Here is a 12543-nt window from a genome sequence, read left to right on the forward strand (position 1 = left end):
CTTACCACGGGCCGGAAGCCGACCGCTACACGTGGCAGATAATAAAAAACCCCGCACAAGGCGGGGTTAAAAGGGAGCACCACGTTTGGAGCGTATTGCTTAGAACGCGTATTGCAGGCGCAAGCTGACGCCATCGCCATCGTCATCACCAGCGGCGTTGACGACGTTGTCAGTGCTGGCCATCAGGTAGTTGGCCGACACCTTGATGGCTTCGTTGGCGTACCAGTTCACACCCACGGTGTGGATCTTGGCCTTGGTGTCGATGATGCTGGCCTCCTCGGCCTTGATATTGTCGTAGCGATAGACCAGTTCCCAAGCGCCGTACTGCTTGTTCTGTGGCTTGATGCTGTCGAACTTGCCGCCATCGAGCTTATAGCCGCGCGCTTCACCGGTCAGGGTGTAAGCCAGTTGTACGTTGTAGCCGGAAGCCTCACGGTCGCTACGAGCAGAACCGGAGATAGCGTCGATGTCACGGCGCAGGTATTCGCTCTGCACCGAGAACGGGCCGGCGGCGAATGCAGCTTCGAGACCCCAGGCACTGTCACCATCGAACTGCCCGGCGACAGCTGGCGCGAAGTCTGGACGGTTGCCGTTGACGCTATCTTCAGTGGTGCCACGCACGTTCATACGCGAACGAATGCGGCCGTCAAAGTTCTCTGTGCTGCGCTTGGCGTAGTTCACACCGAAGTGCAGGACATTGCCCGACTCAGCCATCGGCGCGATTACACCGCGCAGGTTGTAGGTGTTGTTGTTCTTGCCGTTGACATCTTCATTGCCTTTGGCACGGTTGAAGCCGGCAGAACCGTAGAACAGATTGCCCGCGACACCGCTGACCTGCACGCCCATGCCGTCTTGCTTGTCGTTGACCCAATCAGCCAGGTCATAGATGGCCGAACGCTCGATCGTGCTGATCCACTTGGAGCTGGTGGCCTTCTCGAGACCGAAGTCCGGGTCGAAACGGCCGATCTTCACGTTGACCGGCTTGAAGCCGGTGTAAGTGATCGAGGCCTCGTCCCACTTGCTGCCGCCGCTCTCGCCGAAGTCCACGTTGAACGCGTATTTCCAGTCGGTGTAAGCAACACCAGAGACTTCGAGAATAGCGCGACGGAAGTAGGCTTCATTGGCGGTATTGCCGTTGCGGCTGTAAATACCGTCGAACTGATCGAAATCCGCTTGCAGACGGCCGCCGATCTTAAAACCGAATTGTTTGTCGGTGGTAGCGACTTCCAGGCCGCCCTTGGTCTTAACTACGATGTCAGCGCCGTCGGTGGTGACGGTACCGGCGAAAGCCTGGGCGGAAACGGCCAGAGCCAGGGCGCTGGCTGCGAAACCGGCGAAGTGCTTACGGATCATCGAGAATTCCCCTAATTGAACTTAAGTGCTGAAAAACACCCGAGCTTGGTGCTCGTTCGTGCTGGGGGAATCTTCGCGGCGGCTTATTTCAGCGCGGTTGCTGATATATAAATATTTGATGACAAGGGAACTTTTTACTCCCTTTGAATATAACGCTTGACAGACGTTACCGCACACGGGTAACCAATATGGGCTGTATGGGCTGTTCTAGAGGGGCTGCGAGCAACTAGGTAAATGGGCAGCACATTGCATGCTGCCCACGATGATTAGCGCTTGCGCAGGATCACGCTACCGATGGAGTAACCGGCGCCAAACGAGCTAAGCACGCCCAGCGACCCCGCGGGCAGATCGTCCTGGTGCTTGTGCAACGCGATCACCGAACCCGCCGAACTGGTATTGGCATAGGTATCGAGAATCACCGGCGCCTCATGCGCTTCAGGGTCGCGCCCCAGCAGCTTACGGGCGATCAGCTGATTCATGTTGAGGTTGGCCTGGTGCAGCCAGAGGCGCTTCACGTCGGTCACGCTCAACTGGTTTTCTTCGAGATGACGGGCGATCAACTCGGCAACCATCGGGCACACTTCCTTGAATACCTTGCGCCCTTCCTGCACGAACAGCCGACCTTCAGCCAGCGGGCCACCCTCTTCAGCAGCGCGGTTGAGGAAACCGAAGTTGTTGCGGATGTTGTTGGAGAACTGGGTCAGCAACTTGGTGCTGACCACGTCGAACTGATGCTCGGACGTGGCCAGGTCGGCGCGCTCGATGATCACCGCAGTGGCGGCATCGCCGAAGATGAAGTGGCTGTCGCGATCACGGAAATTCAGGTGGCCGGTACAGATCTCCGGGTTGACCATCAGGATCGCCCGCGCCTGGCCAAGCTGGATGCTGTTCGCGGCCGCCTGGATGCCGAAGGTCGCCGAGGAGCAGGCTACGTTCATGTCGAAGCCGAAGCCCTGAATACCCAGCGCCGCCTGCACTTCGATCGCTACGGCCGGGTAGGCGCGCTGCAGGTTGGAACAGGCGACGATCACCCCGTCGATGTCCGCAGCGGTCTTGCCGGCGCGGGCCAGTGCCTGCTCGGCAGCAGCCACGGCCATCTCGCAAAGGATGCCCCACTGCTCGTTGCTGCGCTCCGGAATGAACGGCACCATGCGCTGCGGGTCGAGAATGCCCTGTTTGTCGATTACGAAACGGCTCTTGATGCCCGAGGCCTTTTCGATGAAGGCGCTGTTCGATTCGCTCAACGCCTCGATGTCGCCGCGCGCGATAGCCTCGGCATTCTCGGCATTGAACTGCTGCACGAAGGCATTGAAGGACGCCACCAACTCGTCGTTGGAAATGCTGTTGGCCGGGGTATACAGGCCCGTACCGCTGATGACGACGTTATGCACGAGTATTCCTCTTGTTCTTCGCCATTCGCGGCGATAGTCAGGCAAACCGCAGGGCGGCCAAGGGTGTCAATTGCGTGGTCGACAACAGCGTGCCGTCCGCGCAAACACCTCCATTACAGGCATTCAAGTGTGCCACAGGCGCCCTGTTTTCGCCTGCCCCCGCATGAACAACGGTGCTTGCACATACGCGTTAACCATCGACGAATAGGCCGCAGGCCGTCTACATTGCGGGCGCCACCCATGCGCCAAGGATTCTGCATGAACCTGTCCCTGCTAAGCCGCTACGCCTTTTTCGCTTTCTGTGTGCTGCTCACCCTCGTCAGCCTGGCGTTCCTGCAGCATGAATGGGTCTGGCCACTGACCCTGGTCGGTGCCCTGCTGAGCCTCATCGGGGTGGGCGATCTGCTGCAGAAGCGTCATGCTGTGCGGCGCAATTACCCGATCCTGGGCAACATCCGCTACCTGGTCGAAGGCATCCGCCCGGAGATCCGCCAGTACCTGCTCGAAGGCGACAGCGAGCAACTGCCCTTCTCCCGCGCCCAGCGCTCGCTGGTCTACGCCCGGGCCAAGAACGAGGGCGGCGACAAGCCATTCGGCACGCTCACCGATGTCTACCAGAACGGTTTTCAGTTCATCAGCCATTCGATGCGCCCGGCGCCGCTGGCCGACCCTGACAGCTTCCGCGTGATCATTGGCGGGCCGCAGTGCAGCCAGCCGTACTCGGCGTCGCTGTTCAATATCTCCGCGATGAGCTTCGGCTCACTGAGCGCCAACGCGATACGCGCCTTGAACCAGGGTGCCAAGCTCGGCAACTTCGCTCACGACACCGGCGAAGGCAGCATCAGCAGCTACCACCGCGAGCACGACGGCGACCTGATCTGGGAGCTCGGCAGCGGCTACTTCGGCTGCCGCACCGCATCGGGCACCTTCGATGCAGAGCGATTCGCCGTTCAGGCCCAGCGACCGCAAGTGCGGATGATCGAGATCAAGATGAGCCAGGGCGCCAAACCGGGCCACGGCGGCATCCTGCCAAAACACAAGATTACCGCGGAAATCGCCGAAACCCGTGGCGTACCGATGGGCGAAGACTGCGTATCGCCGTCACGTCACAGCGCGTTTTCCACCCCTATCGAACTGCTTCAATTCATCGCTCGCCTGCGCGAGTTGTCGGGCGGCAAACCGGTCGGCTTCAAATTCTGCCTGGGCCACCCGTGGGAGTTCATGGGCATCGCCAAGGCCATGTTAGAAACCGGCATCCTGCCGGACTTCATCGTCGTCGATGGCAAGGAAGGCGGCACCGGCGCCGCGCCGGTTGAGTTCACCGATCACTTGGGCGTGCCGATGCGCGAGGGCCTGCTGTTCGTGCACAACACCCTGGTTGGCCTGAACCTGCGTGACAAGATCAAGCTCGGCGCCAGCGGCAAGATCGTCAGCGCCTTCGATATCGCTCGGGTGCTGGCCATCGGTGCCGACTGGGCCAATTCGGCACGCGGTTTCATGTTTGCCATTGGCTGCATTCAGAGCCAGAGTTGCCACACCAATAAATGCCCGACTGGTGTGGCGACTCAGGATCCGCTTCGCCAGCGTGCACTCGTCGTTGAGGACAAGGCGCAGCGGGTTTACCACTTCCACCGCAACACACTCAAGGCACTGGCCGAAATGCTCGCCGCAGCCGGCCTCGATCACCCCTCGCAGATGGACGCGCGCCACTTGGTACAGCGCATGTCTGCCACCGAAATCCGCCTGTTTTCGCAGCAGCACGTGTTCCTCAAGCCGGGCGAGCTGCTCAGCGGCAACATCGAGGGCGAGTTCTACGCCAGGATGTGGAAGATGGCCCGCGCCGATAGTTTCGATGCGGCTGCCTGACGCGACGCCGAGTGGCGCCGCATCCGGCTTGGCGGTCAGCTCAGGCTGTCGTCGATGACCAGCACCAGCTTGCCGTTGACCTGATTGCCTTCCAGGGTGGCGAACGCCTCCTGGGCTTCGGCAATCGGGAAGGTGCGCGCCAGCTGAGGCTTGAGCCGCCCTTCGCTGAACAGCGGCCAGACGTGCTGACGCAGGTCACGCAGCAGATCTGCCTTGAATAGGTCATCACGGCTGCGCAGGGTCGACCCGATCAACTGAATTCGCTTGCCAAGCAGCAGGGCCATGTCGAACTCTGCCTTGCGTCCGCCCATGAGGCCGATGTTCACCCAGCGCCCGTCGAGCGCCAGCAACTTGAGATTCAGCGCCGCGTAACTGGCGCCTACCGGGTCGAGAATCACCTCGAACGGACCGACCTCATGCAGCGCTTCGAGGCCGTCGCCACCGCGAATTGCGCCACCGGCAGCACCCAGGCTCTCGCAATAGGCCAGCCGTTCTGCCGATCCGACGCTCACCCAGCAAGCACTGCCGAAGGCCTTGCAGAGCTGGATCGCCGCCGAACCGACACCACTGGCGCCAGCGTGCAGCAGCACCTTTTCACCTGGCTTCAAGCCGGCCAACTGGAACAGGTTGAGCCAGGCGGTCGAATACACCTCAGGGAGCGCTGCTGCTTCATGCAGTGAAACGCCCTCCGGCACCGGCAATACATGCCGCGCATCGACCACCACTTCTTCCGCCAGACCACCACCGGCGAGCAGCGCACAAACTCGATCACCGACCTGCCAGTCGCAGCCGGCACCCACTTCGCTGATGACGCCGGCACATTCCAGTCCGAGAATATCGCTGGCACCCGGTGGTGGCGGGTACAACCCGGCACGTTGCAACAGGTCGGCACGGTTCAGGCCCGCGGCCGCCACGCGAATGCGTACTTCACCCACATCACAGGCAGGAGTGGGACGCTGTGCCCATTCCACCTGCCCTTCCACGCCTTGCAATGCTTTCACGCTGCCTCCATAGTGCATTTGAACCTCGCCCAGCGCCTCGCGCTGGGCTTTTGCATTGCGCCGATGGAACCTGGCGCCCTCAAAGACGGCCTAATATGCGTTATCAACTGTCCCCGCGTCGAATCAGCATGAAGCGATCTCTTATCAGCGCCACCCTGGCCCTCGTTCTCGGGCTGGGCGCTTTGCCCCTCGCCGCAAAAACCAGCCAAGCCGATCCGTGGGAATACTTGCAGCCTGATCGCGATCAGGTCATCGCCAGCCTCAACGTCGTCGAATTGCTGCAGCGCCATCACTACAGCAAGCCGCCGCTCGACAATGCACGCTCCGAGAAAATCTATCAGGGTTACCTGAAGATGCTCGATCCGGCGCGCAGCTATTTCACCGCGGGCGACATTGCAGAGTTCGACCGCTGGAAAGACAAATTTGACGACCTTTTGAAAAAAGGCGACCTCGAGCCAGGTTTCCATATTTACAAGCGCCACCTGGAGCGTCAGCAAAGCCGCCTGCAGTACGTGCAGGACTTGCTTGCCAAGGGTGTCGACAAAATCGACTTCACGGTCGATGAAGACCTGCTCGTGGATCGCGAAAAGGCCCCGTGGGCGAAAAACGTCGCGGAACTGGATGACCTGTGGCGCAAGCGTCTCAAGGACGAAGTCCTGCGCTTGAAACTCGCAGGCAAAGAGCCGAAGGCCATCCAGGAATTGCTGACCAAACGCTACAAGGCCCAGCAGGCACGCCTGCAGCAGACCCGTAGCGAAGACGTGTTCCAGGCTTACATCAACGCCTTCGCCATGAGCTACGACCCGCACACCAACTACCTGTCTCCGGACAGTGCGGAAAACTTCGACATCAACATGAGCCTGTCCCTCGAGGGCATCGGTGCCGTGTTGCAGAGCGATAATGAGCACGTCAAGGTCGTACGCCTGGTGCCGGCTGGCCCGGCCGAGAAGAGCAAGCAGATTTCTCCAGCCGACAAGATCGTCGGTGTGGGCCAGGGCGACGACGAAATAGTCGACGTGATCGGCTGGCGCCTCGATGAAGTCGTCAAGCTGATCCGCGGCCCCAAAGGTTCGCGTGTTCGCCTGGAAGTGATTCCCGCCAGCAACGCCCCGAATGACCTGACCAGCAAAGTGGTGAGCATCACCCGCGAGGCGGTCAAGCTGGAAGAACAGGCGGCGAAGAAATCCATCCTCAAGATTGAACAGGACGGTCGTCCTTACAGCCTTGGAGTGATCGAAATTCCCGCTTTCTATCTGGACTTCAAGGCGTTCCGCGCTGGCGACCCGGATTACAAAAGCACCACCCGTGACGTCAAGAAACTGATCACCGAGCTGCAGGCCGAAAAGGTCGACGGCATCGTCATCGACCTGCGCAACAACGGTGGCGGCTCGCTGCAGGAAGCGACCGAATTGACCGGGCTGTTCATCGACAAGGGCCCGACCGTGCTGGTACGCAACAGCGATGGCCGCGTCGACGTGCTGGCTGATGAACATGACGGTGCGTTCTACAAAGGTCCGCTGGCCCTGCTGGTCAATCGCCTGTCCGCATCGGCATCAGAAATTTTCGCGGGCGCCATGCAGGACTATCACCGCGCATTGATTCTTGGTGGGCAAACCTTCGGCAAGGGCACCGTGCAGACCATTCAGCCGCTCAACCATGGCGAACTGAAGCTGACCCTGGCCAAGTTCTACCGCGTTTCCGGGCAGAGCACTCAGCACCGTGGTGTGGTGCCAGATATCTCCTACCCTGACGTGATGGACAACAAGGAGATCGGCGAAAGCGCGCTGCCCGAGGCCATGCCATGGGACAGCATTCGCCCCGCTATCAAGCCTGAGCTCGACCCGATCAAGCCGTTCCTCACCGAGCTGAAGAACCGTTATGACACGCGCACAGCCAACAACCCGGACTTCAACTTTGCCCGTGATCGCCTGGCCTTGTCTCGCGAGCTGATGGCCGAGAAGACTGTCAGCCTCAATGAAGCCAAGCGCAAAGCCCAGCAGGCCGACATCGAGAAACGTCAACTGGTGATCGAGAACGCACGCCGCAGCGCCAAAGGCGAAGAGCCGCTGACCGAACTCAAGAAAGAAGACGAAGACGACGTGTTGGCACAAAACGAGGAAGAGAAAAAGACCAAGCCGGAGGATGACGCCTACCTGTCGGAAACCGGCCACATCCTCATCGACTATCTCAAGCTCAACACCCGCCTGGCCAAGCAATAACAGGCACACGGTAAATCCCAAGGGCGTCGTGAATACGACGCCCTTTTTTGTGCCTCACGGGTTCATCAGTCTTCCCCGAGCCTATGAGCCATCGTGGCGAGTTGTGTCGACGCCCTGCTGTTCATCAAAGCGTCATCAATCTGTAGTGAAATCGCCGACATTCAGCGGCATCGATCCGCGAGGCCTGCCTGTGCTCGCGCACCTCCCGATTTCTACAGAGTTCCCGTCATGACCGTCACCGAGCAATTGAGCGCATTGGGCCAAATCCTCGCGCACGGCGACCTGCATAGCCTGTTTCAGCCAATCGTGTCGCTCTCCGAGCGGCGCATCCTGGGCTACGAGGCGCTGACCCGTGGGCCGTCGAACAGCCCGCTGCACTCTCCTATCACCTTGTTTGCCGCGGCCCGGCAGACTGGCCTGCTATGCGAGCTGGAGCTTGCCTGCCGCAAGAATGCTTGCCGCCGATTCAGCGAGTTGAAGCTGGATGGCCTGCTGTTTCTCAACGTGTCGCCAGACTCCTTGCTCGACGCTCATCATCAGCCCGGCCGCACCCTGCAGCTGTTGCAGGCTTACGGTATTCCGCCAAGTCGGGTGGTGATCGAACTGACGGAGCAGTCGCCTACCGACGACTTCAACCTGCTCGATACCGCTCTGCATCACTACCGCGACATGGGGTTTTCCATCGCTCTGGATGACCTGGGTGCAGGGTATTCGAGCTTGCGCCTGTGGTCGGAGCTGCGCCCCGACTACGTGAAGATTGATCGACATTTCATCGACGGCATCCACCAGGATGCCGTCAAGCGCGAGTTCGTCGGCTCGATCCTGCAAATGGCCAAGGCGTCACGCGCCCAGGTGATCGCCGAAGGCATCGAGCTCGAGGAGGAGCTGGCGGTGCTGTGCGAAATGGGTGTGGACCTGCTCCAGGGCTACCTGCTCTGCCGCCCGCAAGATCAGCCGCCGACGGATGCGCGCAGCCTGCTGCCGGCACTGGACAGCCCGCCAACTTCGCTCAGCGAAGAAGGCAGCGACCTCACCGCGCTCCTTAACGAAACGCCGGCCGTGTCGATCGCCACGCCCACCGCCGATGTGCTGGAAGCCTTTCGTGCCCAGGCCAACCTCAATTCACTGGCGGTACTGGACGAACAACAACGGCCAGTCGGCATCGTGCACCGTAACTCGCTGTCGGAAGTGCTGCTCAAGCCCTTTGCCACCGAACTGTTCGCGCGCAAGCCAATCAGCCGGCTGATGAGCAATGACTTTCTCGCCGTGGAGGTCAGCCAGCCGCTGCAGAAAGTCAGCCGCCTGCTGACCAGCCGCGCACGCCAGCGTATCGAAGAAGATTTCATAATTACCGTCGACGGCTGCTACCTAGGCCTGGGCCGGGTCATCGATGTGCTCAAACTGATCACCGAACTGAAGATCCAGCAGGCCCGCTATGCCAATCCGCTGACTCTGCTGCCCGGCAACGTGCCGATTCAGCAGTGCCTGACGCGCCTGCTGCAGCAAAGCCGCGAAGCAGTGATCTGTTATGTCGACATCGACAGCTTCAAGCCCTTCAACGACCTCTACGGCTACGCCAAGGGTGACGAGGTTCTGCTGTGTCTGGCGCATTGCCTGAACGAGCGGATCGACCCGACACGCGACTTCGTCGGCCACATCGGCGGTGACGACTTTTTGCTGGTATTCGGCTCGAAGGATTGGCGCGCCCGCCTCAATCGCCTGCTGGAAGATTTCCAGGGCCAGTGCCGCCGCTTCTATCTCGATGAACACTTGGACGCTGGCTGCTTCGTCAGCCACAACCGCCAGGGCCAGCGCGAAGAGTTCCCGCTGCTGTCTCTGTCACTGGGCGTCGTTCATCTACATCCAGAGCACTGCACGCTGCTGGACGCCAGCGAGCTGGCCGGCCTGGCTTCGGAAGCCAAGCGCCACGCCAAGGCTATACCGGGTTACAGCGTGCATGTGATCGACACGCATACGTTGCAGGGCTCAGTCGCCTAGGGCGTGTCGGGATAATTAAACTCGAATACCCGCGCCACTTCCGACGCGTGCCAAGAGGCGGCAGCGACCCCGTCAGAGGCGCCTTCGAAGCGGCCCAGGCGGGTGACACAGTCGAAGAACCCGGTGCGCGGCAGGCGGCTGGCGCCCTGGCTGATTACCAGCGCGCTGCGCAGCGGTCGCTCGCCGCGGGCGTCCAGCGCGGCGAGGTGCTCGAGTGCGGCGGTCAGGGTCTGCATGGCCGGCGCGGGCAGCGACAGACGTTCGATCAGGGCGCGGTAGGTCAGCAGATGGCGCTGCCGACGGGCGTCGTCAAGAGCTGCCAGAAGGGCTTCCCAGTGCGCGCGGCTGATGCGCACGCTCACGCACCAGCCTCCCAGCCGGAAATCCCAAGTACCCACGCCAAGGCACGGAGGATCGCCGCATCAGGTTGCCGCTCGCCGCTCTCGATCATGCCCAGGTAATGCGGGCTGATACCCACTGCCCTGGCCAGCTCATCGCGGCTAAGGCCCTTGAGTTCGCGCAACGCAGCCAGCTGAGTGAGCGGCTTCGGCGCATCAGGTGTGGGCTGAGCAGCCGGCGCTGCGACGCCCTTCCCGGCCGCTTGCAACAGCGCCTGGTACTCGGCCCACGGCAGCACGGCGTATTCCGGTTCGCCGTCTCGCTCGATCACTTGTACATTCATGCGTCGTTTCTCCGCGGGGCGCAGCTTCTGTCTGCGTAATCAGGTCTGGGCAAAGCTGCCGGCCACGTTGTTCACGGCATCTTATCAGCCATCACGCTCGGCGCGCTCGTCAGTCGCTCACCCTGCCGCTGCGCCCTGCATGAAGAACTGCTGCAGCGTGGCCCCCATGCTCGCCCGCGCAACCCGCCCGCGCCGCTCGCCATCTACCAGACCGAACAGCAGCGAGGCGAACAGTTCGGTGAGAACCGGCGCGCCGATATCGATACGGAAAACCTTTTCACGCTGCCCGCGCAAAAAGAATTGATCCAGAGCATTGGTGTACGGCAGCCAGCGCGCCTCTTCACCGCAGTCATGCAATGAGTCGGGGCGCCACTGGAACATCAGGAACACCAGCAAATCGCGATGGACCAAATGACCGTCAACCAGCCGCTGGAAGACTTCGGGCACTGGTGCCTCATGCAGATCCGTTTCAACGATGATCTGATTCATGACTTCGGAGCCATAATCGAAGAGCATTTCGATCAGGTTGTCGCGGGTTCCGCAAAAACGATTCAGGGTCGCCTTGCTCACCCCGGCAGCCTGGGCTATTTCCTTGAAGGTGCCGCGCGGGTGTTCGACGATGGCGACCGCCAGGGCCTTGAGCAGTTTTTCTTCAGCAGCGGGTCTAAGCATCAATTCCAGTCTTCATTCAGGCGTCGGCAAGGGCGCGTCATTGTGCAGGAAAAACCTTTTTCCTCAAGGGGACCATCCATTTTGATCACGAAAACTGCAAATGAGTCAATATTGACTCATTTGCAGTAAAGTACCATCATCCGCGCCTTTCAAGAACTAACGAATGGGCTACGCCCCAGGTGAAGCATGAGCAGGATTCGCGAACGTTGCGTCTTTTCGACGATAGCCCTTCTGGTAGCCGTCAGCCTCGCAGGCTGTGACAAGGGTGAACAAGGCTGGGGGGAAGCACCGCCGCGCGAAGTCGACGTGCTTACCGTCAAGACCGAACCGTTTACCGTGGTCGCTGAACTGCCGGGCCGCATCGAGCCGGTACGCGTTGCCGAAGTGCGCGCGCGGGTCGCGGGTATCGTGCTCAAGCGGACCTTCGAGGAAGGCGCTGACGTTAAGGCGGGCGACCTGCTGTTCCAGATAGACCCGGCGCCGTTCAAGGCCGCGCTATCGCGTGCTGAGGGTGAACTGGCACGCGCCGAGGCGCAGCTGTTCCAGGCCCAGGCTACGGTCAAACGCTACGAGCCGCTGGTAAAAATCAACGCCGTCAGCCAGCAGGATTTCGATGTCGCCCGTGCGGCAATGCAAAGCGCCCAGGCCGACAAGCGTTCGGCCCAGGCCAACGTGGAAACCGCGAAACTGGATGTGGGTTATGCCCAGGTACGTGCGCCTATTGCCGGGCGCATCGGGCGTGCGCAGGTTACTGAAGGCGCGCTGGTCGGCCAGGGCGAAACCACCCTGCTCGCCCGGATTCAGCAGCTCGACCCGGTTTATGCCGACTTCAGCCAGCCCGCCGCCGATGCGCTGCGCCTGCGCGCGGCGATTGCTGATGGCAAGGTTTCCGGTGACGGCGACAAGACGTTGTCGCTGCGTGTAGACGGCACTGATATCGAGAGCAAAGGCACCTTGCTGTTCACCGACATCTCAGTGGACCGCAGCACCGGCCAGATTGCCTTGCGTGGGCGCTTCGACAACCCGAACGGGGTGCTGCTGCCCGGCATGTACGTGCGTGTACGCACGCCGCAAGGCCTCGATCAGGACGCCATTCTGGTGCCGCAACGGGCCGTGCAGCGCTCCGCCGACGGCAAGGCCAGTGTGATGGTGCTGGGCGCCGAGAACACCGTGGAACCGCGACCGGTCACCACCGGCGCCATGCAAGGCGCACGCTGGCAGATCACCGAGGGCCTGAAAGCCGGCGACCAGGTTATCACCAGCTCCCTGACGGCCATTCGCCCGGGCGCCAAGGTGGTGCCACGCCAGCCCAGCGCTGAGGCGCAGAACGAAAACACTCCCCAGGCGCAGTAAGCCGGAGC

General features: G+C 61.1%; 10 protein-coding genes. 4 read left to right on the top strand and 6 right to left on the bottom strand.

From position 1 onward, the window contains the following. Positions 1-99: 99 nt before the first annotated feature. Positions 100-1353 (bottom strand): OprO/OprP family phosphate-selective porin, encoded by a 1254-nt coding sequence (locus tag BLS60_RS10660; RefSeq protein ID WP_070881933.1) that lies wholly within the window; start codon positions 1351-1353, stop codon positions 100-102. Between the two features lie 266 nt (positions 1354-1619). After that, the gene (locus BLS60_RS10665; RefSeq protein ID WP_070881932.1) at positions 1620-2744 is read right to left on the bottom strand and encodes a beta-ketoacyl-ACP synthase III; all 1125 of its coding nucleotides are present in this window, start codon (positions 2742-2744) and stop codon (positions 1620-1622) included. Positions 2745-3002: 258 nt separating this feature from the next. Here BLS60_RS10665 and BLS60_RS10670 point away from each other — a divergent pair, with 258 nt between their 5' ends. Continuing rightward, positions 3003-4610: an FMN-binding glutamate synthase family protein gene (locus tag BLS60_RS10670; RefSeq protein ID WP_092367717.1), complete on the top strand. Its 1608-nt coding sequence runs from the start codon at positions 3003-3005 to the stop codon at positions 4608-4610. Positions 4611-4645: 35 nt separating this feature from the next. On the opposite strand, the gene BLS60_RS10675 is transcribed toward BLS60_RS10670, so the two are convergent. Next, positions 4646-5611: an NAD(P)H-quinone oxidoreductase gene (locus BLS60_RS10675; RefSeq protein WP_092367720.1), complete on the bottom strand. Its 966-nt coding sequence runs from the start codon at positions 5609-5611 to the stop codon at positions 4646-4648. A 128-nt stretch (positions 5612-5739) separates the two neighbouring features. Here BLS60_RS10675 and BLS60_RS10680 point away from each other — a divergent pair, with 128 nt between their 5' ends. Further along, positions 5740-7830, top strand: a complete 2091-nt coding sequence (locus BLS60_RS10680) for a carboxy terminal-processing peptidase (RefSeq protein WP_208597293.1) — start codon at positions 5740-5742, stop codon at positions 7828-7830. A gap of 228 nt (positions 7831-8058) precedes the next feature. Further along, positions 8059-9828, top strand: coding sequence for a bifunctional diguanylate cyclase/phosphodiesterase (locus BLS60_RS10685; RefSeq protein ID WP_092367725.1), 1770 nt, complete (start codon positions 8059-8061; stop codon positions 9826-9828). Here BLS60_RS10685 and BLS60_RS10690 read toward each other — a convergent pair. The 3 genes from BLS60_RS10690 to BLS60_RS10700 form a co-directional block, all read right to left on the bottom strand. Beyond that, complete coding sequence (locus tag BLS60_RS10690; RefSeq protein ID WP_092367728.1) at positions 9825-10190, bottom strand: hypothetical protein; 366 nt, start codon at positions 10188-10190, stop codon at positions 9825-9827. The genes BLS60_RS10685 and BLS60_RS10690 overlap by 4 nt on opposite strands. Next, positions 10187-10510 carry a helix-turn-helix domain-containing protein gene (locus BLS60_RS10695; protein WP_092367731.1) on the bottom strand — a complete coding sequence of 108 codons (324 nt, stop codon included), beginning with the start codon at positions 10508-10510 and terminating at the stop codon, positions 10187-10189. Before BLS60_RS10695 ends, BLS60_RS10690 begins: the two co-directional genes overlap by 4 nt. A 117-nt stretch (positions 10511-10627) precedes the next feature. Beyond that, positions 10628-11182 (bottom strand): TetR/AcrR family transcriptional regulator, encoded by a 555-nt coding sequence (locus tag BLS60_RS10700; protein ID WP_092367734.1) that lies wholly within the window; start codon positions 11180-11182, stop codon positions 10628-10630. Positions 11183-11368: 186 nt separating this feature from the next. On the opposite strand from BLS60_RS10700, the gene BLS60_RS10705 reads away from it, so the two are divergent. Then, on the top strand, positions 11369-12535 hold the full coding sequence (locus BLS60_RS10705; protein WP_092367737.1) for an efflux RND transporter periplasmic adaptor subunit: 1167 nt from the start codon (positions 11369-11371) through the stop codon (positions 12533-12535). Positions 12536-12543: the final 8 nt, after the last annotated feature.

Origin of the sequence: Phytopseudomonas seleniipraecipitans (assembly GCF_900102335.1) — a bacterium.
In the GTDB taxonomy this organism is placed as follows: Bacteria; Pseudomonadota; Gammaproteobacteria; order Pseudomonadales; family Pseudomonadaceae; genus Aquipseudomonas; species Aquipseudomonas seleniipraecipitans.

Excerpts from the sequence above, each read along its gene's own strand:
- BLS60_RS10660 (WP_070881933.1), bottom strand. The coding sequence starts at position 1,353 with ATGATCCGTAAGCACTTCGCCGGTTTCGCAGCCAGCGCCCTGGCTCTG.
- BLS60_RS10670 (WP_092367717.1), top strand. The coding sequence starts at position 3,003 with ATGAACCTGTCCCTGCTAAGCCGCTACGCCTTTTTCGCTTTCTGTGTG.
- BLS60_RS10680 (WP_208597293.1), top strand. The coding sequence starts at position 5,740 with ATGAAGCGATCTCTTATCAGCGCCACCCTGGCCCTCGTTCTCGGGCTG.
- BLS60_RS10685 (WP_092367725.1), top strand. The coding sequence starts at position 8,059 with ATGACCGTCACCGAGCAATTGAGCGCATTGGGCCAAATCCTCGCGCAC.
- BLS60_RS10695 (WP_092367731.1), bottom strand. The coding sequence starts at position 10,510 with ATGAATGTACAAGTGATCGAGCGAGACGGCGAACCGGAATACGCCGTG.
- BLS60_RS10700 (WP_092367734.1), bottom strand. The coding sequence starts at position 11,182 with ATGCTTAGACCCGCTGCTGAAGAAAAACTGCTCAAGGCCCTGGCGGTC.
- BLS60_RS10705 (WP_092367737.1), top strand. The coding sequence starts at position 11,369 with ATGAGCAGGATTCGCGAACGTTGCGTCTTTTCGACGATAGCCCTTCTG.